The sequence below is a fragment of the Actinomadura sp. 9N407 genome (assembly GCF_044326315.1).
Lineage (GTDB): Bacteria > Actinomycetota > Actinomycetes > Streptosporangiales > Streptosporangiaceae > Spirillospora.
Genome location: NZ_JBIRAW010000062.1, coordinates 1 through 22,640, shown reverse-complemented (window position 1 = coordinate 22,640; position 22,640 = coordinate 1). Strand labels below are relative to the sequence as shown.

General features: G+C 70.2%; 17 protein-coding genes and 1 tRNA gene. 12 read left to right on the top strand and 6 right to left on the bottom strand.

Annotation, left to right across the window (positions count from 1 at the left end; genetic code table 11):
• Window positions 1-70: 70 nt before the first annotated feature.
• Window positions 71-1,321, bottom strand: a complete 1,251-nt coding sequence (locus tag ACH34Q_RS46545) for a molecular chaperone DnaJ (RefSeq protein ID WP_395989692.1) — start codon at window positions 1,319-1,321, stop codon at window positions 71-73.
• A 352-nt stretch (window positions 1,322-1,673) separates the two neighbouring features.
• Here ACH34Q_RS46545 and ACH34Q_RS46540 point away from each other — a divergent pair, with 352 nt between their 5' ends.
• From ACH34Q_RS46540 to ACH34Q_RS46500, 9 genes are all read left to right on the top strand, one after another.
• Window positions 1,674-2,249: a TerD family protein gene (locus ACH34Q_RS46540; protein WP_395989691.1), complete on the top strand. Its 576-nt coding sequence runs from the start codon at window positions 1,674-1,676 to the stop codon at window positions 2,247-2,249.
• Window positions 2,250-2,430: 181 nt separating this feature from the next.
• Window positions 2,431-3,009: a TerD family protein gene (locus tag ACH34Q_RS46535; RefSeq protein ID WP_395989690.1), complete on the top strand. Its 579-nt coding sequence runs from the start codon at window positions 2,431-2,433 to the stop codon at window positions 3,007-3,009.
• Between the two features lie 36 nt (window positions 3,010-3,045).
• Window positions 3,046-4,197 (top strand): DUF475 domain-containing protein, encoded by a 1,152-nt coding sequence (locus tag ACH34Q_RS46530; RefSeq protein ID WP_395989689.1) that lies wholly within the window; start codon window positions 3,046-3,048, stop codon window positions 4,195-4,197.
• Window positions 4,198-4,346: 149 nt separating this feature from the next.
• The gene (locus tag ACH34Q_RS46525; protein WP_395989688.1) at window positions 4,347-4,925 is read left to right on the top strand and encodes a TerD family protein; all 579 of its coding nucleotides are present in this window, start codon (window positions 4,347-4,349) and stop codon (window positions 4,923-4,925) included.
• Between the two features lie 198 nt (window positions 4,926-5,123).
• Window positions 5,124-6,278 carry an HpcH/HpaI aldolase/citrate lyase family protein gene (locus tag ACH34Q_RS46520; RefSeq protein WP_395989687.1) on the top strand — a complete coding sequence of 385 codons (1,155 nt, stop codon included), beginning with the start codon at window positions 5,124-5,126 and terminating at the stop codon, window positions 6,276-6,278.
• Between the two features lie 68 nt (window positions 6,279-6,346).
• Window positions 6,347-9,112: a phosphoribosyltransferase gene (locus ACH34Q_RS46515; RefSeq protein WP_395989686.1), complete on the top strand. Its 2,766-nt coding sequence runs from the start codon at window positions 6,347-6,349 to the stop codon at window positions 9,110-9,112.
• Between the two features lie 54 nt (window positions 9,113-9,166).
• Complete coding sequence (locus tag ACH34Q_RS46510) at window positions 9,167-9,976, top strand: HAD family hydrolase (RefSeq protein WP_395989685.1); 810 nt, start codon at window positions 9,167-9,169, stop codon at window positions 9,974-9,976.
• Between the two features lie 190 nt (window positions 9,977-10,166).
• The gene (locus tag ACH34Q_RS46505) at window positions 10,167-11,492 is read left to right on the top strand and encodes an amylo-alpha-1,6-glucosidase (RefSeq protein ID WP_395989684.1); all 1,326 of its coding nucleotides are present in this window, start codon (window positions 10,167-10,169) and stop codon (window positions 11,490-11,492) included.
• Between the two features lie 47 nt (window positions 11,493-11,539).
• Window positions 11,540-12,031, top strand: coding sequence for a hypothetical protein (locus tag ACH34Q_RS46500; RefSeq protein WP_395989683.1), 492 nt, complete (start codon window positions 11,540-11,542; stop codon window positions 12,029-12,031).
• Window positions 12,032-12,288: 257 nt separating this feature from the next.
• Here ACH34Q_RS46500 and ACH34Q_RS46495 read toward each other — a convergent pair whose 3' ends face one another.
• Window positions 12,289-12,588, bottom strand: a complete 300-nt coding sequence (locus ACH34Q_RS46495; RefSeq protein ID WP_395989682.1) for a YtxH domain-containing protein — start codon at window positions 12,586-12,588, stop codon at window positions 12,289-12,291.
• Window positions 12,589-12,755: 167 nt separating this feature from the next.
• Between ACH34Q_RS46495 and ACH34Q_RS46490 the strand changes: the two genes are divergently transcribed.
• Window positions 12,756-12,828: transfer RNA gene (locus ACH34Q_RS46490), tRNA-Asn, on the top strand.
• Between the two features lie 72 nt (window positions 12,829-12,900).
• Here the strand turns inward: ACH34Q_RS46490 and ACH34Q_RS46485 are convergent.
• Window positions 12,901-16,698, bottom strand: a complete 3,798-nt coding sequence (locus ACH34Q_RS46485; protein ID WP_395989681.1) for a hypothetical protein — start codon at window positions 16,696-16,698, stop codon at window positions 12,901-12,903.
• 82 nt (window positions 16,699-16,780) lie between these two features.
• Here ACH34Q_RS46485 and ACH34Q_RS46480 point away from each other — a divergent pair, with 82 nt between their 5' ends.
• The gene (locus ACH34Q_RS46480; RefSeq protein ID WP_395989680.1) at window positions 16,781-17,935 is read left to right on the top strand and encodes an RDD family protein; all 1,155 of its coding nucleotides are present in this window, start codon (window positions 16,781-16,783) and stop codon (window positions 17,933-17,935) included.
• A 237-nt stretch (window positions 17,936-18,172) separates the two neighbouring features.
• Here the strand turns inward: ACH34Q_RS46480 and ACH34Q_RS46475 are convergent, their stop codons facing one another.
• The 3 genes from ACH34Q_RS46475 to ACH34Q_RS46465 form a co-directional block, all read right to left on the bottom strand.
• Window positions 18,173-18,934: an alpha/beta hydrolase family esterase gene (locus ACH34Q_RS46475; protein WP_395989679.1), complete on the bottom strand. Its 762-nt coding sequence runs from the start codon at window positions 18,932-18,934 to the stop codon at window positions 18,173-18,175.
• A gap of 144 nt (window positions 18,935-19,078) precedes the next feature.
• Complete coding sequence (locus tag ACH34Q_RS46470; RefSeq protein ID WP_395989678.1) at window positions 19,079-19,540, bottom strand: hypothetical protein; 462 nt, start codon at window positions 19,538-19,540, stop codon at window positions 19,079-19,081.
• A 303-nt stretch (window positions 19,541-19,843) separates the two neighbouring features.
• Entirely contained in the window at window positions 19,844-21,982 is a 2,139-nt protein-coding gene (locus tag ACH34Q_RS46465) for an N-6 DNA methylase (protein ID WP_395989677.1), read from the bottom strand.
• A gap of 141 nt (window positions 21,983-22,123) precedes the next feature.
• Here ACH34Q_RS46465 and ACH34Q_RS46460 point away from each other — a divergent pair, with 141 nt between their 5' ends.
• Window positions 22,124-22,483, top strand: coding sequence for a hypothetical protein (locus ACH34Q_RS46460; RefSeq protein ID WP_395989676.1), 360 nt, complete (start codon window positions 22,124-22,126; stop codon window positions 22,481-22,483).
• Window positions 22,484-22,640: the final 157 nt, after the last annotated feature.

Below are 22,640 nucleotides of genomic sequence, written 5' to 3'. Positions count from 1 at the left end.
GGCGAACACGCCACGAGTCAACCGGAGCGGGCGGCAGGGTGAAGGCGTCTTCGCCTGGAGGGCTGTTCGTTCAGCCCTGGCCGGCGCGCTCGTCGCGGATGCGAGTGACGGTGTCGCCGGCCGCCGTCTTGATGGCCTCCAGCTCCTGCAGGTACGACCAGTAGTCCGGGTGGGAGCCGGTGAGGCGGCGCGGGGCCGTCTCCAGGCGTTCGACGAGGGCGTCCAGCGCGCGGGCGTGGTGCGGCGCGGCGCCGCCGGGCTGGGCGGTCGCGAGCTTCTGGGCGTCCCGTACGGCGAACCGCGCGGACTCGGCGGCCTTGCCCGGGTCGGCCGCCACCGCGTCCAGTTCGGCCACCCGCCCGGTGACCTGCGCGGCGCGCCGCTCGGCGCTGTTCAGCTCGGTACGGGCCGCGGTCAGCATCCGCTGCGCCGGCTTCCACTCGTTGCGCGCGATGTGCGCGGACGCCTCGTTCAGCCGTTCGCGGGCCCGTTCGACGCCGGAGCCGACGGACTCGGGGGCGCCCTTGAGGTCCTGCCAGCAGGCCAGCGAGTAGTTGCGCAGCAGCAGCTTCATCGCCTGCCGTACCGGGTCGATCCGCCCGGCGACCATGTCGGAGCGGGTCCGGACCGAGGCCAGCGAGTTGCGGACCTTCTGCCCCAGCCGGGGGAGCTCCTCGGCCTCCTCCCGGGCCTGGTCGGCGATCAGGCGTACCTCGTCGGCCTTGTCCATGGCTCCGGCCAGGCCCAGCCCGCCCAGGCCCTGGGAGCTCAGCTGCGCCAGGGACTCGCGGGCCCGGGCCAGCCCGGCCTCGGGGTCGGTGGCGTCCATTCCCGCCGTACGGGCCGCGGCGATCGCCGCGTCGGCGGCGGCCACGGCGTCGCGGGCGGCGGTGAGCCGGGGCGGCAGCTGGTCCAGCGCCGACTCCAGCCGCGCCATCTCCGGGGCGAGCCGCTCGCCGAAGCGCTCCAGATCCCGTGTGATCTTCTTCATCCGGTCGGTGACCGCGACGAACGCCCGCCGGGCCGCGTCGTACTCGGCCGGGCCCCGCTCGCGGTCGTCGTCCAGGTCGTTGGCGTCCAGGACGGCGATATAGGCCACGGCGGCGGCGTCCGCGTTGTCGCTGAGGGCACCGAAGTCGTGCCGTACGGGCGCGGCGGCCTTGGCGTCCAGATCGCCGAACACGGTCACGCGGCCCTGCAGGTACTTCTGCGCCCGGTCCATGTCATAGAACGCGGTGGACGCGCCCTCCCGGGCCTCGACGGCGGCGCCGTCCGGCCGCGGCCCGCGGCCGCGGCGACGCTGATCTCCTGCTCCCCGCAACGGGCCGCCTCCCTACTCGCTCCCGCTCCCGCCCCCAGTGTCGCCTAGGAAGCCCAGTGTTCGCCTAGGAAGAACCAGTGTCGCCCAGAAGACGGTGTCGCCCAGAAGACAGTGTCGCCCAGGAGGCCAGTGTCGCCCAGAAGACCCAGTGTCGCCCAGGGGACCCGGTGTGTTCGCCGTCCAGGCGCATCCTGTACGAGATCGGGGTCTCGATCTTGGGCAGGATCGCGGGCCGACGGTTCGGCAGGGAACGGATAGCATCGCTCCAACGTCGGGTATAGCGGGACGCGTGCGGCGTCCTGCAGGCCGGCCGGGGTTCCCGGGCGGCAATGGTAGCGATCTTGGAGGAACTGTGGGCGTCAGTCTCAGCAAGGGCGGCAACGTTTCCCTCACCAAGCAGGCCCCGGGACTGACCGCGGTGACCGTCGGCCTCGGCTGGGACCTGCGGACCACCACCGGCACCGATTTCGACCTGGACGCCTCCGCGATGGTGCTGGACGCCTCGGGCAAGATCCTTTCTGACGGGCACTTCGTGTTCTTCAACAACCTCCGTACCCCCGACGGCGGCGTCGAGCACACCGGCGACAACAAGACCGGCGTCGGCGAGGGCGACGACGAGCAGATCAACGTCAACTTCGGCGCGATGCCCGACACCGCCGAGCGGGTGGCGTTCGCCGTGTCGATCTACGACGCCGACACCCGTTCGCAGAACTTCGGCCAGGTACGCAACGCGTTCATCCGCGTGGTCAACGCGGGCGACCGCTCGGAGATGGCCCGCTACGACCTGACCGAGGACGCCTCCACCGAGACCGCGATGGTCTTCGGTGAGCTGTACCGCAACGGCACCGAGTGGAAGTTCCGCGCGGTCGGCCAGGGGTACGCCTCGGGCCTGGCCGGGATCGCCACCGACTTCGGCGTCAACCTGTAAGGCCGTCCCCGGCACCGGCTCGTCCCCCAAGGCTCCGGTTCCCAAGGCTCGGCCCGCTAGACCCCGGCCCGCTAGACCCCGGCCCGCTAGACCTCGACCCGCTAGACCCTGGCCCCCGCCAGACCCCCGGCCCCGGCACTTTTCCGGCCCAGTCCCGACAGCGACAGGGAGCATTTCGATCATGGGAGTATCGCTCTCCAAGGGCGGCAACGTCTCGCTCACGAAGGCAGTGCCCGATCTCACCGCCGTGTCCGTGGGGCTCGGCTGGGACGTACGGGCCTCGACCGGCGCGGACTTCGACCTCGACGCGTCGGCGCTGCTGCTGGGAACGGGCGGTAAAGTGCTGTCGGACCATCACTTCGTCTTCTTCAACAATCTCAAGAGCCCGGACGGATCGGTCGAGCACACCGGGGACAACCTCACCGGTGAGGGCGAGGGCGACGATGAGTCGATCAATGTCGAGCTCAACACCGTCCCCCCCGAGTGCGACCGGATCGTCTTCCCGGTCTCCATCTACGACGCGGACAACCGCGGGCAGAGCTTCGGCCAGGTCCGCAACGCGTTCATCCGGATCGTGAACCGTACCGACGGCAACGAGCTGGCCAGGTTCGATCTCACCGAGGACGCCTCGACCGAGACGGCGATGGTGTTCGGCGAGCTCTACCGGCGCGGCGGCGAGTGGAAGTTCCGTGCCGTCGGCCAGGGGTACGCCTCGGGTCTGGCCGGAATCGCCACCGACTTCGGCGTCAACGTCGGCTGACCCGCCGGCGCCCCGCTAACGAACAGAAATGTACGCATGATTCTTCGCACCTTCGGGTGGTCCTTCGGCGTCACCGCCATCGGCCTCGCCATCGCGCTCTGGTACGGGGGCCTCCCCGGCCTCGCCCTGGTGACCGTACTGGCCATCCTCGAGATCTCGCTCTCGTTCGACAACGCCGTGGTCAACGCCAAGGTGCTGGACCGGATGAGCCCGTTCTGGCAGAAGATCTTCCTGACCATCGGCATCGCGATCGCGGTGTTCGGTATGCGGCTGGTCTTCCCGTTGCTGATCGTGGTGATCACCGCCGGGCTGGGGCCGATCGAGGCGTTCGACCTGGCCCTGAACGAGCCGGACAAGTACCACCACGCGATGGAGACGGCGTACCCGACGATCGCCGCGTTCGGCGGGATGTTCCTGCTGATGCTGTTCCTGGACTTCGTGTTCGAGGACCGCGCGGACAAGTGGCTGCCGTGGCTGGAGAAGCCGCTGGCCCGGATCGGCAAGCTCGACCAGCTGTCGGTCGTCGTGGCGGGCGGCGCGCTCGCGGTGGTGTCAGGGCTGTGGGCCGACAACCCGGGCGATGTGATGATCGCCGGGGTGCTGGGCATGGTCACCTACATCCTGGTGAACGGGCTGGGCGAGCTGTTCTCCAGCGCCGGCGTGGTCGACCTCGACGAGGACGGCGACGAGGGCAGTGGTGCCGAGGGCAGTGGTGCCGAGAGCAAGGCCGGCGAGACGGCGGTGTCCCGCAAGGGCCCGAACAACCTCGCGCTGGCCACCGGCAAGGCGGGCTTCTTCCTGTTCCTGTACCTGGAGGTCCTGGACGCCTCGTTCTCGTTCGACGGTGTCATCGGCGCGTTCGCCATCAGCACCGACCCGATCGTGATCGCGCTCGGGCTGGGCATCGGCGCCATGTACATCCGTTCGCTCACGGTCTTCCTGGTGCGCAAGGGGACCCTGCACGAGTACGTCTACCTGGAGCACGGCGCGCACTGGGCGATCGGTGCCCTGGCCACGTGCATGCTGATCAGCATCGCCCAGCACGTACCCGAGTGGATCACCGGCGGACTGGGCGCGGGCCTGATCATCGCGGCGTTCATCAGCTCGATCATCCGCAACCGGGGCCGGGACGAGGCCTCCGGAGGCACGGCGGGCGAGGACAAGCAGCTGCACTCCACCAAGGTGTGAAGCAAGGCCGCGCCGGTGACCGAACAGTGCCGGTGAACAAACAGCGCCGGTGACCGAACAGCGACAGTGATCAACCAGCGACAGTGATCAAACAGCGACAGTGACCAAAACGACCGTGTGATGGATCAGCGTTAGCAAAGGAGCCGACGATGTCGATCTCGCTGCAGAAGGGCCAGAAGGTCTCGCTCGAGAAGCCGGGAGGCGGCGGCCTGACCCGGGTCAAGATGGGCCTGGGCTGGGACGCGGTCACCAAGAAGGGCATGTTCGGGAAGACCAAGACCCAGTCGATCGACCTGGACGCCTCCTGCCTGCTGTTCGACGCCGGCGGCAACCTCGCCGACTCGGTGTGGTTCCGCCAGCTGCGCAGCAAGGACGGCTCGGTGCTGCACACCGGCGACAACATGACCGGTGAGGGCGAGGGCGACGACGAGGTCATCAACGTCGATCTGGCCTCGGTGCCGGCCAACGTCACCCAGCTGGTGTTCACCGTCAACTCGTTCACCGGCCAGGACTTCACCCAGATCGCCAACGCGTTCTGCCGTCTGGTGGACGAGGGCACCGGCCAGGAGATCGCCCGCTACGAGCTGAGCGGTGCGGGCCAGCACAACGCCCAGATCATGGCGAAGGTGTCCCGGGACGGTCAGGGCTGGTCGATGACGGCGATCGGCGCCACCGCCAACGGGCGTACCTTCCAGCACCTTCTCCCGACGGTCTCCGCGCACCTTTGAGTACGGCGGTGTCCCCGAGTGCGGCCGTGTCCCCGAGCATGAGGGTGTGCTCGGGGTCGGCCATGTCTTCGGGCTCGGCAGCGTCCTTGAATGCGGGGTCCTTGAGTGCGGGGTCCTTGAGGGCAGCGTTCTTGGGTGCGGCGGTGTCGAGCGTGACGGTGTCCCCATGGCCGGGCCGAGCGGGAGGGCCCGGAGTGCATGCGGCACTTTGACCACATCGACAGCGGGCTGCGCAAGCGGCTGTTCCACCGGCAGCCCCGAGCGTTCGACCGCCATGACGATCCCGCTGTCCTGGCGGTCGCGCTCGGTGCCACGCTCTACAGCCCGGCGACCCGGCCGACCCTGGCCGACGACGTGGTCAAGGCGGCCCGGCGCGGGGTGACCAGCATGGTCCTCTGCCTTGAGGACGCGATCGCCGACGAGGACGTCCCGGCGGCCGAGGACAACCTGGTGGCGCAGCTGCGGCGGGTCCAGGCCGGCGGCCAGGAGCCCCCGCTGCTGTTCGTACGGGTCCGTACGGCGGCGCAGATCGGGGCCCTGGCGGTACGGCTCGGTGCCGCCGCCGCTCTGATCAGCGGGTTCGTGCTGCCCAAGTTCACCGCCGTGTCGGGCGACTGCCTGGAGGCGGTGGCGGAGGCCGCCGACCGCACCGGCCACCGGCTGCTGGCGATGCCGGTGATCGAGAGCCATCAGGCGGTCTACCGGGAGACCCGGTCGGAGCTGCTCCAGGACGTGGCGGCCCTGCTGGCCAAGCACCGCGAGCGGATCCTGGCGGTACGGATCGGTGCCACCGACATGTCCGCCGCGTACGGCCTGCGGCGCCCGCCCGACCTGACCATCTATGACATCCAGCCAGTGGCGGGGGCGATCTCCGAGGTGGTCAACATCCTCGGCCGCGCGGACGGGACCGGCTTCGTGGTCACCGGCCCGGTCTGGGAGTACTTCTCGGCCGGCGAGCGGATGTTCAAGCCCCAGCTGCGGCAGTCGCCGTTCGAGCGGCAGCGCGCCGCGCCGCTGCGGGAACGACTGATCACCTCGGACCTGGACGGGCTGATCCGCGAGGTGCATCTGGACAAGGCCAACGGGCTGATCGGCAAGACGGTGATCCATCCGACCCATGTGGCGGCCGTGCACGCGCTGTCGGTGGTGACCCACGAGGAGTACTGCGACGCCTCCGACATCCTCGGGGAGGCCGGCGGGGGAGCGATGGCCAGCGTGTACGCCAACAAGATGAACGAGGCCAAGCCGCACCGGGCCTGGGCCGAACGGCTGATGCTGCGCGCCCAGGTCTTCGGGGTGGCGGCCGAGGACGTCACGTTCGTCGAGCTGCTGGAAGCGGCGGGCGGCCGATGAGCGCGCACGTACGAGCACCCCACGCTGCGCGGCAGGACGACGCTACGCGGCAAGGAGACGCGGCGCTGTTGGCTGAGACTGTGTTGCCGGGCGAGACTGTGTTGCGGGGCAAGTCCGTGTTGCCGGGGGAGACTGTGTGGCCGGGGGAGTGGGTCTCGTCCCGCCTGGACGTCCGCCTCCAGGACGGCGAGCGCCCTGTCGGCTCCGGGCTCGCCGATCTGGTCGGGCTGGCCGTGCGCCGCAACCCGCGCCGCGCGCACCTGCTGGTGTCGGCAGTGCTGGGCAAGCACGTTCCGACCGATCCGCGCCTGGTGTACGGGTCGGGGCTGCTGCTGGGCGAGCTCGTCCGCCTGTGCCTGAACGCTCCGCACCCGAACGCTCAGCACCTAAACGCCCCGCACCCGAACGCTCAGCGCGATGAAGGCGCCTCCGCGGCCTCGTACGGGCCGCTGCTGGCCGGAGCGCTGAGCGGCGACCCGGGAGCGGCGGCGGTGCTGCGCGACCGGCTGTGCGAGCCTCGGGAGCCGGTGGACGCGATGGTGCTCGGCTACGCGGAGACCGCGACGGCGCTCGGGCATTCGGTGGCGGACGCGCTGGGCGGGGCGCTCTACCTGCACTCCACCCGGCGGCCCGTCACCGGCTTCGGCCGCTACGGCGGCTTCGAGGAGGAGCACAGCCACGCCACCAGCCATCTGCTGCTGCCCGCCGACCCCGGGACGCTCGAACGGGACGTCCCGCTGGTCCTGGTGGACGACGAGCTGTCCACCGGCCGCACGGTCATCAACACGATCCGGGCCCTGCACGCGATCCGGCCGCGCCGGCACTACGTGGTGGCCGCGCTCGTCGATCTGCGGAGCGGCGCCGACCGGGACGCCTTCGACGCGTTCGCCGCCGAGGTGGACGCCCGTATCGACGTCGTCGCTCTCGCCACGGGTCAGGTGGCCCTGCCTGAGGGAATCCTGGAGACGGGCCAGGAGCTTGTGGCCGGACTCTCGTCCCGCGCTGTCGAGCAACCCGCGTCCGGGCACTCTGCGTCCGAGCAGCCATCGTCGGAGCATTCAGCGTCCGTGCAGCCATCGTCCGTGCAGCCATCGTCCGTGCAGCCAACGTTCGGGCAGCCTTCGGGCGAGCCGTTCGGTGTGACGCGGGTGGAGTTGGGCTGGCCCGAGGACCTTCCCGATGGCGGGAGGCACGGCTTCCTGCCCGAACACAGGGAACGGCTCGGCAAGGAGCTTCCCGCCATGGCGGCCCGTGTTGCCACCCACCTGGACGCCGCCCACCTGGAGGGTCTGCCGCGCGTCCTGGTGCTGGGCTTCGAGGAGCTGATGTACGCGCCGCTGCGGCTGGCCGAGGCCCTCGCGGACGTCCTGCCCGCTGAGGCCGACGTGCGTTACTCGACCACGACCCGTTCACCCGTACTGGCGGTGGACGACCCCGGCTATGCGATCCGTACGCGCCTGGCCTTTCCCTCGCATGACGACCCGGCCGATGGGCCCGGGGAGCGGTATGCCTACAACGTCGCACCTGGGGCGGATCCGTCCCGCGCGTTCGACGCCATCGTCCTTGTCGTGGACGACGCCGGTGACACTCCCGCCCTAGCGGATGGCCTGCTCGCGCAGCTTTCCCGGCTCGCCCCTGTAGTGCTGGCGACCGTCCCCTCGTACCGGAAAGCCCCTCCCGTCGGTTCCCAAGCACGTCCCCTGCACGGACCGGCCTTCGGGAGCTATCCGGCCGAGGACGTGACGTGGCTGCTGAAGGACCTGTCCGCCGTACACCTTGAGGCGCCCACGGAGGAACGTGAGGCGGCCATCCAGGCGGGCCGGGCGCACTATGCCGAGTCGCTGCCGGTCGAGTACCAGCCGGGGCCCGAATATCAGCGGCTCTTCCACGAGGCACTGGACGCCTCCGCCGAACGGCTCGCGCACGCCGTCGGGATCATCACCGAGATGATCATCGCCGAGCGCGGCCGGGACGCCGTCCTGGTGTCGCTGGCCCGCGCCGGGACGCCGGTCGGGGTCCTGATCCGGCGCTGGGCACGCTTCGCCCACGGCCTCGACCTGCCGCACTACGCGATCAGCATCGTGCGCGGGCGCGGCATCGACGAGGCCGCGCTCGGCCACCTCGCCGCCCGGTACGACCCCGCGCGGGTGATGTTCGTGGACGGCTGGACGGGCAAGGGTGCGATCAGCCGCGAGCTGACGGCCGCGCTCGATGCGTACGCGGCCGCGACCGGGCACCGCTTCCCGGCCGACCTGGCGGTGCTCGCCGACCCTGGCCGCTGCACGCCGCTGCACGGCACCCGCGAGGACTTCCTGATCCCGTCCGCGTGCCTGAACTCCACGGTGTCGGGCCTGGTCAGCCGTACGGTCCTGAACGCCGAGCTGATCGGTCCAGGCGACTTCCACGGTGCCAAGTTCTACGCGGAGCTGGCCGGCGCGGACGTGTCGGCGACGTTCCTGGACGCGGTGTGCGCGCGCTTCGGCGACGTCGCCGGTCGGGTGGCCGAGGACCTCCCGGGGCTGCTCGCCGCCGACCGTACGCCCGACTGGTCGGGCTGGGAGGCGGTCCGCCGGGTGGGCCGGGCGTACGGTGTCGACGACCTCAACCTGATCAAGCCGGGCGTGGGGGAGACGACCCGGGTGCTGCTGCGCCGCGTTCCGTGGAAGATCCTGGCCAGGGCCGGTGCGGGGGCCGAACTGGCCCACATCCGGCTGCTGGCGGCCGAACGCGGCGTGCCCGTCGAGGAGGTAGACGAAGAGATCTCCCTGGAGGACTTCCCGTACGCCTGCGTCGGCCTCATCCATCCGCGCTTCGGTCAAGGCACCGTCCAGTAGCTCTGAACCCTTGATTCCCCCGTTGATTCGTACTTTGTAAAGGGATGTGGCTTGATGGGCGTTCTCGTGTGCTCTGACCTGGATCGCACGCTCATCTACTCGACGGCGGCCATGGGATTGGAAGGCCCCGACGAGGCCATGCCCCGCCTGCTCTGCGTGGAGCTGTATCAGGCGAGCCCCCTGTCCTACATGACGGAGACGGCTTCGCGTGCCCTGGAGGCCCTTGCCGGGGCCGCGACGTTCGTTCCCACGACGACGCGTACGCCCGAGCAGTACGCCAGGGTGCACCTGATGGAGAAGCCCTCCGCCTACGCCATCTGCTCCAATGGCGGGCACATCCTCGTGGACGGCGTCGCGGATCCCGACTGGACCTCGGCCGTGCAGGCCCTGGTGACCGGGTCCGCCGCCACCTTGGCCGAGGTAGGGGAACACCTCGAAAGCATCCACGGCGACTTCGTCCTCAAGCGCCGTACCGCGTCGGACCTCTTCGCCTACATGGTCGTCGACAGGGCCGGCCTACCGCTCACCTGGGTGGAGGACCTCACCGGCTGGTGCGCCGAACGCGGCTGGCGTACGTCGCTCCAGGGCCGCAAGGTCTACTGCCTCCCCGCCGGTCTCACCAAGGCCGCCGCCGCCCAGGAGGTGGCGCGCCGCACGGGAGAGGAAACGATGCTCGCCGCCGGAGACTCCCTCCTGGACATCGAACTCCTGGAAGCCGCCACCGCCTCCATCAGGCCCGCCCACGGCGAACTGCACGACACCGGCTGGACGTCACCCACGACCACGCTCACCACGGCCAAGGGCATCCTCGCGGGCGAGGAGATCCTCGACTGGTTCCTGCAGCGCGCCGCGCCCGCCGTCTGACTCATGGTGCCTGACTCATGGTGCTTGGCTCACGGTGCTTGGCTCACGGTGCCTGAATGACGGTGCCTGAATTACCGGAAGCAACGTCCTCGTGTAGACAAGCACCGCCGCTTCAGGGGTCGCCGGACCCGGTTTCTGCGGTCACAATCGCGGTAGCCCCAGTACCTCGCGAGGAGGTCGCGCTGGCCTTATGACCACCCGTCTGACCGGCGACGAAACCGCGCTCTGGGACGCCGCGGCGCGAGTCCTCGATGCCAACTGGACGGGGACGGGCACCGTTCCCTCGCCGGGTCTCTACCCGCACCAGTGGAGCTGGGACTCGACGTTCGTCGCCATGGGCCTGGCCAGGCACCGGCGCGACCGGGCCGAACGCGAGCTGATGTCCCTGTTCCGCGGCCAGTGGCGGGACGGTCTGCTCCCGCACATGGTCTTCAACACCCGGCTCCCGCGCCACGCGTACTTCCCGGGTCCCGAACTGTGGTGCAGTGCCGAACAGCCCGCCGCGCCCCGCAAGGTTCACACCTCGGCCCTTACACAACCTCCGCTGCAGGCCATGGCCGTCCTGCGCCTGCACGAATGCGCGACGCCCGCCGAAGCCGAGCGCAGCCGTGCATTCCTGGCCCGCGTCTATCCCCGCCTCGTGGCCCAGCACGATTACCTGGCCCGTTGCAGGGACGTGGATTCCAGCGGCCTCATCGCCATCTGCCACCCCTGGGAATCGGGCCAGGACAACAGCCCCGCCTGGGACCGCCCCCTGGGAGCCCTCCAGCTTCCTCCCGCGCTGTACGCGCCGCATCGCAACACGTACAGCATCCCTACAGGCGAGGACTACGAGCGGTACGTGTGGCTGGTGACTCTCCTACGCGAGGCGGGCTACCGGCACGACTACATACGGGAGGCCCACCCGTTCATCGTCGAAGATCCCCTGGTGAACGCCACGTACCTCGCCTCCACCCATGCCCTGGCCGAGATCGCCGTGATCCTGGGCCGCGACCCCGTACAGCACCGCGAACGGGCCGAGCGCGTTCACCGGGCCATCACCGACCGCCTGTGGGACTGCGAGAGCGCCTGCTTCCGCGCCCGCGACCTGCGCGACGACCGCCTGCTCCCGGTCGTCACCGTGGCCGCCTTCGCGCCGCTCCTGGACCCCGAACTGCCCGCCTCGATCGTCCGCAACCTGGTCGACCTGCTCCTGTCGGCCCGCTTCGCCGGCGCCGCCGGCTATCCGGTCCCCACCTGCGACATCCAGGCCCCCGCGTTCGACAGGGGCGGCTACTGGCGCGGGCCCACCTGGATCAACACCAACTGGCTCCTCTGGTACGGCGCGCTGGCGCACGGTCACACCGTGATAGCCGACCTGCTGTACGGCTCGACCCTGCGCCTGGTGCGCCAGTCGGGTTTCCGCGAGTACTTCGACCCGTTCGACGGCACCGGCCGGGGCAGCCACGATTACAGCTGGTCAGCCGCCCTCGTCCTGGACCTCCTCGGCGCCCGCCGCGCCCCCCGCGCCGCCTGAACGGGCGGGGCGCCTGAGCGTGCGGCCTGATCGTTTACGGTGGTCGCATGCGCCTCTCCCGCCGGCCGCCCGGCCCTGTCCGCGACCGGCTCGCCCTCGAACGGGGCGAGCGCACGCTGGCCACCGCGCCCACGCGCGGCGGCTCGTACGTCGTCGCGACCTCCACGGCCCTGCACCTGCCGACGGTCTCCGGCGACTTCACCCGCATCCCGTGGGAACGGATCGACCAGGCCAACTGGAAGGACGGGTGGCTGCACGTCCACGAGACGTCCAGTGGCCCCGAGCACCACGTCCAGCTCACCGAGCCGGGTTCGGTTCCCGAGACCGTACGGGAGCGCGTGACGGCCACCATCGCGGTGACCCGGCACGCCAAGCTTCCGGGCGGCGGCAGTGTCCGAATCGCCGGCCGCCGCCCGTCCGGCGGCGGCGACGTGCACTGGAGCTTCGTGTTCGAGCCCGGCCTGGACCCGTCCGACCCGGGCCTGCGCGCCCAGGCCGAACAGCTCCTGGCGGACCTGCGCCGCCAGACCGGCCTCTAGGCAGTGTTTCTAAAGACCCGGCCCAGGGCCGCTCGCCTGGCGGCTCGCACCGTGACCGTGCCTGTGCGAGCGCGGCATCGCTTCGCGATCTGGCCGGCGAGGCTCGCCTCCGGCATCGCCTCACCGGCCAGGTAACGCGCTCGCGCGGTGGCTGAGGCCACTTTGAGACAAGCCCTAGCAGCCGGGACGGTCCTGCTCCCGGACAGGCCATGCTCCCGGACGGTCTGCTCCCGGGCAGGCCTTGCTCCCGGACGGGCCTAGAGGACGGTTCTCGGGTGGGTGGTGGTCTCCTGCCGCGGATCCCGGTACTCCTGCGGCATCTCGTCGCGGTGCTTGCCGGGCATCCGGTTCCCGATCTGCTCGGGTACCCGCTCCCGCGCGGCCCCGGCGAGCTCGCCGCCCTTGGTGCGGAGCATCTCGGTGGCCTCCTGCACCCTCGGGTTCTCGGTGAACCGCTGCGAGGCCAGTTTCATCTGCTCGTACTTCTCGCGGCCGGCCTTCGTCCCCATGACGTAGCCCACGGCCGCACCCGCGAAGAACATTGCGCGGTACTTCATAGTCAAACCCCCGGTGCTGCGGTTGGTGACCCCTCACATACCCAGGAAGTCGCAGCCCAGTCGCCCCGGATCCACGGTCCGCCCCGATTTATCGGTGCGCGAGCACCGCACCGGATGCGCTAATCTAGACGCGCCGGTAGGGACCGCGTTCTCACCGGCCACGACGATCCCGCGTAGCTCAATTGGCAGAGCAGCCGGCTGTTAACCGGCAGGTTACTGGTTCGAGTCCAGTCGCGGGAGCAAGATCAAGCCGCGAGGCGCACCGCAAGGGCCCATCCACACCGGATCGGGCCCTTGATCGTTTCCCGGCCCTCACTCCGGCTGCGTCCCCGGCCGACCGGGATCCCCGGGGGCGCACCGTGAGGTCCCGCAGAACCATACGAGCCGCGGCTCACCTCCCGCTTTCTCCGGCAGGACCGCCTCCATGAGGGCGATCGGACTGTCCCGCACAGGGTTGGTGGACCCGGTGCCCTTGAGGAAGGTGATGGCACCGGACGCGCCTTCCAGAGGCGGTGAGTCCCGCATGTCGGCGACGGCATGGTTCAGTCCGTTGGTGGTCTCCAGGCGGAGGTCCTTCCTGCCGTGCGAATGGAAGGCGAGCGCCGAGATGAGGCGCAGGAGATCGAAGGCCAGCAGCGAGTCTCCCCAGGTGTCCCCGCAAGGGTCGCCGAGCCCGGGCGCATCAGGCGCTCCCATGAACGAGCGGAGCCCGGCGCAGCTGGTCCAAGCGGCGGCGCTCGCGGTCACCGGGTATCGGATCCGCAGGCCGCGCGCGGGGGACGAGAGAGGGAGGTCTCCAGAAGCCATGATCCGCCTGGCGGTGTGCTCCTTGACCAGCATCGTCGGGTACTCCGATGCGCAGGCGCGCTGCAGGAGCCTCAGGAAACCGAGGAATTTGCCTGGTTCGTCGGCGTACACCACGAGCCGGTCGGCCTTCGCCTTGCACGCTTGCATGGCTCCTTCGCGGGTCGGGGCGATCGGCGTCGCCGCCGGCAGTTGGATGTGGAAATCCGTCGAAGCGCTATCGCGGGGGTCCCGTACGACAAGGGGAGCGGCCGCATGATGCTGCCCGATGTAGCGGGCCACGAAAGAGTCGACGAGGTCGGCGGACGCGGCCAGGGAAACCGTCCCCTGTTCTAGGGGATCACCGTTGAGAAGCTGCGCGCGATTGGCGCCCGCTGGGGCGTAGTCGATCCTCTGATCCTGGATCTCCTCGTCACCCAGCGTGACGAGTCCCGCCCAACGACCGTCGCGTACCGCGCGGTCGGAGACGATCCGCCGCACCAGGTCGGCGGTGTCGTCGTCCGTGCCCTGAGTCGCGATCATCAGCCGGAGCGGCCGTGTCGTGTCGTTGACCCTTTTGTGCGCGAGGGCGATCCCCTGGAGCTGGCGCAGCAACGTGTGCCGGCCGTATGTCCCGGCGGCATGCAGGGGGGCCGACACCACGACGACCAGATGGCGCGGATCCCGGACGGCTCGTCTGTTCGTCCTGTCGATCCATCTGTACACCGCCTTGTACGCGGCGGCGTCGGCTCCTTGAGGCCATCCCGGCCCGCCGATACCGTGCCCATCGCCGTCTCCATCGCCGTGCCCATTGAGGGGCCCATCGAAGAGCCCGACGCATTCCGTACCGCCGTTCCCGGGTAGCCGCTGCATGCGGGTGGTGGGGTCCAGCGACCATGTGCCGGCGCAGCGCAGGTGGTTCCCGGCGGGCACCGCTCCGCCGGCGGCAATGAGGCAGAACGCCACCATGGCCGCCCGGACGGGACGCCGTGACCGGCGGCGGGCGGAGCCGTCCAAAGCCGAGTCGTCCAGAGCAGAGTCGTCCAAAGCATTGCGGCCCGGGTCGTCGAGGGCGGGACGGGCCCGGCGGCTGACGAGGCGTTCCTGCAGGCGGGCGTGGCGGAACTGGTAGACGCCGCCTACCTGGCGTAGGAGGCCCCGAGCGCGGGCGTCATCGAGAAAGTCGATCAGCCGCAACGGTGTCCGGCCCCGAAGCGCGAGGGCGACCCTGGCGACCGCGAATTTCGGCCAGGCGCGTGACAGGAGCACCATGAAGCCGAACGTGACGGCGACGATCGGGGCGAACGCGAGCGCACCCTCCAGCTGGGCGGGCAGGCCCACGCTCTGGAACAGGTGGAATTCGGAGAGTCGGGGGTCGCGGTCAACGACGAGGGAGGTCACGCCGCCGGCCAGGTCCATGAGCACCACGCTGACGGCGACCGTGGGGACCAGTGTCAGTCCTGCGGCGATTCCCGAGGCGGCGGCGGCCACGAGCGAGGAGGTTCGGTCCTGGAGCAGGAAGCCTCGGGGGGTCACCTGGGCAGCGCGTTCGGGCGAGGCGCTCAGCCAGTGGTGTGTCGCCAGTCCGGCGCCCACCACAAGGCACATCGGTAGGAGCGCGGCGATCGGAACGGCGGGGCGCCCGCTGGAGAACCCGACGTCGCCCAGGGCGTCCACCAGGATGCCGATGACCGCTGGGACCGTGGGGATAGCGAAGATGGCGAGGCCGGTGACGCATCCCCGGCGGAGCCGGTCCACGGACCCGTGCCGGACCAGGTTGAGCCGTTCCGGGGAGCGCGTGGCGGTCGCGTACCAGACGACCATGGAAACGATGGCCACGCCTCCGCTCCCGGCCAGGAGCAGGAACGGGCTGTCGTCCCATGCCAGAGCCAGCGGAGCGCCGGCGATGGTGAGTACGGCGCCGATCACGATTCCGACGATGGGGGCCGTCCATGCGGACAGGGTCCGCCTGGCGAGCCGCCACCAGGCGAAGTCGCGTTCCCGTGCCTCGTGCATGTGGCCGGCGAGGTAGGTCAGCCAGGTCTCCGCTTGGGCGGCCGTCCAGCGTGGCGCCGTGCCGGGGTCGGCGCCGGGACGTTCGTCGTGGGCGTACGCGGCGGGGACGACCATGTCGAGCAGTTCGTCCTCGGCGGCCTGGCGGTGCCCGAAGCGGTCCGGGTCCAGTAGTTCGGCCGGGTCGCCGGAACGCCCGTAGATGGTCCGGGCGAGCGAGACCATGAGGGGTGTCGAGAAGGTCATGGCCAGCGGCCCGTCCGGATGCTCGCGCAGGTGCTGGAAGACGGGTTCCCAGTCGGTGCCCGGTGGCCAGTGGACGCCGCTCAGGTAGGCGATGGTGTCGGTCACGGCGACCGGCTCGATCTCGACGACGGCGGCCCGGCGCATCACCTCTCCCTGGCCCGCGACGGCCTCCTCGTACTCGGCCGAACGGCAGGTGACGACGAGCGGGATGTCGGCGGAGACGGTGCGGTTGATCTCGCGGATCGCCGCCGAACGCAGGGTCTCGGGGATCTCGTCCAGGCCGTCCAGGACGGGGATGAGCAGCCGCCGGTCGTGCAGGATCCGCGGGTTGTCCGTCCGGCCGTTGTAGTAGCCGGCGGCCAGCGAGCGGATGATCCACGCGTCGAGGCGTTCCGACAGCGGGTCCCAGGACGCGACGGGAAGCAGGACCGGTACCGGGTCGCCCCCGCCGCGTCCGGTCATCGAGGTGCGCCCGCTCGTCAGGCCGCGCCTGGTCATCAAGCCGAGTGTCAGCAGGATGGCCAGCACGCTCTTGCCCGCGCCGGGCTCGCCGAGGACGACCAGCCGTCCGCTGGGCAGCGCCTCGAACCGCCGGGCCAGGTCCTGGAGCCGGTGGCCGAGCTCGCCGTCGAGCCGCAGCCGTACGGGTGGCCCGTCCCGATCGGCGCCCGCGACGGCCGAAGGGTGGTCCGACACCGGGCGGCCGGTCGCCGACCAGGCCAGCCGGAGCGCCTGCGGCTCGAACAGCCTGCGGGCCTCCGCCTCCTCCCGCCACTGCCGTCCGACGATGCCGGCGAGGTCGTCGGCGAGCGCCTCAGGAGCCTGGCGTTCGCCGCCCGCGTCCCGGAAGAACGTCGCGTACAGCGTCAGTCCCAGCGCCGCCAGTCCGACGACCATGCCGACGACGCTCGCGATCTTGTCGCCGACGTCCAGCGGCTGCCGCAGGACCAGCAGGACGATCACGGTGGCCGCGACGGCGAGCGACCACAGGAGCAGGCGGGCCGGACGGCGGCGCTCCCCGTTGCAAACCCCGTTGTTACGAACCCCGTTGTTGCGAACCCCGGACACTGTCACCATGCTTCCACTCACTCAGAGTGATCGTGCGAATTCGCCGAACATCGCCGGTACCGCTGGTGTTGTATGGGGCACCGTGATCGAGACACCCAGGAAGCTCCCGGTTTTCCTCCATCCCGGTGCCGAGCCGACCGAGCCGACCGATCCGCCGGCCGATCCCTCTGAGGGCGGGACGCGGACGGTACGGGTGCTGGCGACCGGCCGTCAGCGGCTCGTCGCCCGGCTGCTGGACCTGGTGACCATTCCGCTGGCGACGCTGGGCCCGTACGTCCTGCTCATACTGGTGGCGATGGGGCCGGAGTCGGTCCAGCCGGACGATGCCGTGCTGGTCGTCATGATCGTGGTCGCCGCGATCGCCTCGCTCGCGGTCTATGTGTTCATGCGGATGGGACGGCTGGTCCTGTGGGGCTGTACGGTCGGCCACCGCATCGCCGGAATCCGGTTGGTCGGGCTCGACGGCGTGAGCAAGCCGGGCTGGAAGCAGGCGTTCGGGCGCTGGATGCCGGTGTGGGGCAGCAGCAGCACTCCCGGACTCTGGCCGTGGGACGACTACCTCGTGTACCGGCAGGACACCCACTCGCGGCAGTGCCACCATGACCGGAAAGCGCTGACCGTTGTCGTCCTGGCCGAGAACCTGCCGCAGGACCGGAAGCGCCGGATCGTGCTCGCCGTGGTGACGGCGATCGCGATGCTGGCGGTCGTGGCCCCTGTCGTACGGGCCACGGTCCAGAGCCGGAACAATGCCTGGGACTCGCCCACGCGGACCGTCTCGTTCGACGTCGATGACCTCTACACGACGGATGAGCGGCAGGACATCCGCAACAACGGGCGGGCCGCCACGTTCGATCCGGTCCGGGGCCGGACGCTCGACAGCCGCGAGGGGTGCGTGGCCGGGGCGGTCGATCAGCGGCGCCGTGACCTGCTGTCCGGGCTGGGCTGCGAGGGACGCGTCGAGATGACGTACCGGACGACCGGGAACGTCCTGGTGACCGGCCATGTGCTGCGGTTCCCCGACACGTCCACAGCGCTAGGCGTGCTGGACAAGCTGGCCTACGACGACTTGAAGTTCGCAACCGATGTGTCCAAGGCGGGTGCGCCGAAGGATGGCCGCGTGGGGAGCGAGGGCCGGTACGTGGTGGTGACGGCCGGAGCGTCTCCGGACGCGAAGCTGACCGAGGACGCGGTCGCGCTCCTGCACGTGTCCACGCTCGGCGTCATCATCTGGTCCTGAGGACACGTGTCTGGCCGTGAGGACACGGGTCCGGCTGTGAGGACGTGTCTGGTCCTGAGGACACGGGTCCGGCCGTGAGACACGGGTCCGGCCGTGAGGACACGGGTCCGGCCGTGAGGACACTGGTCCGGCCGTGAGGACACTGGTCCGGCTGCGAGGACAGGTGTCTGGTCGTGAGGGGGACAGTCGCCGCCGGATCGCCCCGCCGATCCGGCGGCGAGTGCGTGCTCGCCCTCGCTACCAGGGCCGGGGATTGGCGGCGAAGAACTGGTTCATCTCGCTGAACCACTGGTCCCGGTAGGCGCCCCACAGATAGTTGTGCGGCTGCCAGAACCATCGGCGCCAGATGACCTGCGTACCGGCGTCGCATTGCGTGTAGGTGCGTTTGTGGCCGTACGCGTCGTCGACTCCCCCTGAGGGGGCGCAGCCCGACCGTTCGGCCCAGGCGATGGCGGTCGGTTCGCATCCGTTGGGCGTGGCGATGTCGAACAGCCCGCAGGACAGGTAGACGGAGACGGGACGATCCGGATCGCACGCCTGTGATGGGGAACTGGCGCCGGTGACGAGGTCGACCCAGGGTTCCTCCACGTCGTTGGCCATGGAGGAGATGACGGAGGCGAAGACGTCCGAGGCCTCGCAGGCGAGGCGCTGGCTCATGGGACCGCCCATGGACAGGCCTTCGGCGTGTACCTGGCGCGGGTTCACGCACCGGGTGCTCTTGATGTCGGCCACCACGTCGCGCAGGAACGTGATGTCGGCGCTCGCCTGGAAGCGGTAATCCCAGCCGGTTCCCGTAGCGCCGAACTGCGTGAGCGGTGTGGTGACGCCCTTGGGGTACGCGACGATCGCCTTGTAGGTGTCGGCGAAGTCGTCCAGTCCTGAGGCGTCGGCATGGGCGGCGGGGTTGCCGCCCCAGCCGTGCATGCTCACAAGGAGTGGAGCGTTAGGGCCGGGGATACCGGCGGGAACGTAGAGCAGGTATTCGCGCCCGTCGGCCACGGTTTCCGTGATTCGGCCCCCTGTAGGAGCCAGAGAACAGGCTTGCTGTGCGGAATCGGCCGGCGTCACTCCGGTCAGGAGTGTCGCGGCCAAGGCGAGGGCGACGAGCGCGCACCAGCGTTTGGCAGTTTCCACGGTGTCGGCTCAGCAGTACCTGACGGGTGTCTGCTGGCCCGCGGTGGTGGTGTGCCAGTACGTGTTGACACCCGCGTTGTTGGGCCGGTGGACCTCCATACCGACGCCGATGCGGTCGGGGACGGAGGTCGCCTGGATCTCGATGTACTGGCCGCATCCATCCGCGCCCGTGATGGCGCTCTGGTCGTCCCAGTATTCGGTGATGGTCCCGCCGGTCTGGCCGAGCGCGACGGCGCGCGTACCGCCGCATGCCCCGGCGTAGAACCGGATCTGCGCGTACGCGACGTTGCCGAAGTTGCCGTACCGGATCCGGTAGTAGCAGGCGGTGCCGCCGCTGCCGAAGACGTACTGCGGGCTGAGTTGTCCGGCCGACCACTGGTAGGTGGCGGCGGACGACGGGGCGGCCATCGCGACGGAGGCGGCGGCGGTCGCGGCGGCGAGCGCGAGAGAGGTGATGAGGCGGCGTGCCATGGTGACTCCTCGGTGACTCGTCAAGCGGGGGACTGGTGATGACGGCTCGATCGGAGCACGCCCCCGGCGACCGGACAACGACCCTGGCCGTACTCGGCCAGCAATTACTGGCATGGTTCGTTCCAGTGGTTTCCCGATGGTTTCTGGTGGATTCCCGGGGTGGATTTCCGGACGCCGGTAACGCCGGGAACGCCGGGCGGCGGAGGCCGCCGAGAAGCGGACCGCCCCCGCGCCCCCGCCCCCGCCCCCGCGTCCCGGCCCGGCGCCCGGCCAGTGGATCTACATTCGGTGGCCGTGACGCAGTCAGGTGGGATCGCCGGTCGGCGGCAGCAGCGATCCGGTGGTGAGACCGGCGGACAAGAGCTTCGCGGCCTGGGTGGCCGCTTCGTCCGCCTGGCGTATCGCCGTACGAAGCTCGTGCAGGCGCCGGAAGGCACGGCCGTAGCGGCGTTGCTCGTCGAGGGGGAGGAGCGGGACGCGCAGGCGCCGTACGTCCAGGTGCACGGTGGACGTGCCGCTGGACGCCCGGTTGACGTTGTCGGGCGCACCGAGGAAACCCACCAGGAACCAAGGGTCCAGCCGCTCGGCGTTGGCGCGGAGCAGATGCACGTTCGGCCCCAGCAGGCACTTCGCGTCCTCGTCATCGGCGACCTTGGACGCGGCCCCGCGCGGGTCGAGAACGCTGGAAAGAAGCACATCCCCCGGTGCGATGATGGTCGGCGCGATGGGGCGGATCTCGTTCGCGTCCCCGGTGGCACGTCCCCCTGTGGCCAGGTCATGGCCGGTCAGTACGGGCCGTCCGGTGTGCTTCGCCAGTACCTCCGAGCCGCGCGTGGCGCGATAGAGCGTGAGGGCACCGGCGTGTGCCAGGTCGGCGACCGTGGCCGTACGCCAACCACGGGGCTCGTCCCCGGCCGCGCACCACTCGCCCAGAGTGCTCGCGACGGTCAGGGAAGCGACGCTCCCGGCCAGCCGTTTGGTCAGCTTCACGGCCTTGCTCGCGGCCGTGGCCGGATCGGCCGGTACGGCGGTACGGACATGCCGGGCGGGCGTGAGGTCGACGAACTCGTCCAGGAGATCGATGATGCGAACGGCGGACACGGTCCCCGGCTCCGACGCGAAGCCGTCGGGATCCGCGTCGAACGCTCGCCACGCGGACAGCACGGCCGCGTTCAGCGCGTCCCAGCCGCTTGCCACCCGCTCGCTGCCGGACGTTTCCATGAACAGAACGGTGTCTCGTGCCGGGCCTCCGGGCCTGGGACGTTCCAGAATCCACAGATGCAGGCCGATGTGCAGCGGAGCCGCGATCTTGGGCGGCAGGGCGATGACGGCCCGCACCGCGCCACCGCGCAGCAGCTCGGACCGTACGCGGCGGCCGGAGGTACGGGCGGCCACGGATGGCGGAAGCAGCATGACGGCCAGCCCGCCGGCGGCCAGATGCGACAGCGAATGCTGAACCCAGGCCAGCTCAGATTCCGCGCGCGCGGGAGCCCCGTACATCCAGCGCCGGTCGTGGGCCAGGTCGTCGTGACCCCAGTCGCGGTCTCCGTACGGCGGATTGCACAGGACGCCGTTGACCATCACGTCCGTGAACGCGTCGGCGCGCAGGCTGTCCCCGGCCCGTACGGTCACGTCGGCGTCGGCGTCGGCGTCGGGGGAGTGCAGTAGCAGGCGCACGGCGCTGCGCTGTGCCTGGACCGGCAGGCGGTCTTGGCCGAGCAGGACGGAAGCCCCCTGCAGGGCCGCGCTTGTCAGCAGTGTCCCGCTGCCGCAGGCCGGGTCGAGAACCCGTTTCGGGTACGGACCATTAGGCGGAGCCAGGAGCCGCGCCATCAAATCGGCGAGCTGCGGCGGCGTGTGGTACGTCCCAGGGGAGGCGCTGTTCTCCAACTCCCGTTCGGCCAGTACGTCCAACGCGGACTGTGCGCTGTCGTCCCGGACGCAATGCAACAGAGCGCGTAGCGCGCGTGCGTCCTCGGCCACGTACTGGACGTCGTCCGCGCCCGGCACCGTGTTGTCGGCCAGATGATTGTCGGCCAGACGGTTGTCGGCCAGATGGTCGTCGGCCAGGTGGGCGACCGTTTCGCACGCACGAGCGGCGAGGTCCGCGTCATCGAGCTCGCTCAACTTGGTCACTGCCGACGCACTGAGGTGGGCGGCGGCGAGGACCAGGGGGAGCAGGCGTCCGACGAGAGTGCCGTCCCCACTGTGGAGGCGCAGCGTCGCGCGCAGTTCCCCGGCGGGAGTCGCGGTCGAGGCCTGCCCGCGCGCTCTCAGCCAGGCCCGTACGGCGTTCAGGTCGTAGAGCGGGCTGCTGTCCGTACCGCCGTTCGGAGCCGGAAAGTCCTCGTGCCGGCGGCGCCAGTTGCTCACCGTGGCGCGCGTGACCCCGGCAAGACGCGAGATCTCGGCGGCGGTCACTTGCGCGGAAGCCTTCGACATGGATCCCCCGGTCCGTTCAGCATCGCAGTGGTCGACACCATACACACGCGTAGCATGCGTGAACAGACCTAGGTTGCGTTGACAGTGCTTTCAGTGGCGCGCGAGTGGTCTTGTCCGGCTTTGCCCTGTTCAATGGACGCGGTGAGCCTCTTGGTGGATGTCTTCGTCATGAACGAAGCCGGCGAGCGAGTGTTGCTCGACTCGCCGGCGGACGGTTCTCACCTGGCCGGGCACGAGCGGATGCGCACGATGCTCTGGGGCTCGGAGGCCGTACGGGAACTTGGGGCTCGCTACCTGCCCGTCCTCGCAGACGGAGACCTATGGGTCGACCCCGGGGACGTTCCGAGCTTCCTCTCCGAGTGCGAGCTGATCCGCACGAACATCCCCGCGCTCGCGGCCGCTACGGAACGTTCCGAGGAGTACATCTCGTTCCGCCTGAACAACATCATCCAGGCGGCCCGGCGAGCGATCGACCTGGGCGGCGGAGTCGTCGTCTGGTGAATCCGCCGTCCGCCGTCCGCCGTCCGCCGTCCGCCGTCCGCCGTCCGCCGTCCGCCGTCCGCCGTCCGCCGTCCGCCGTCCGCCGTCCGCCGTCCGCCCGGAGCCCGTTCCCGTGTCGTTGACTCGTGGCGTGTTCGCCTTCTGGGACGCCAGATGA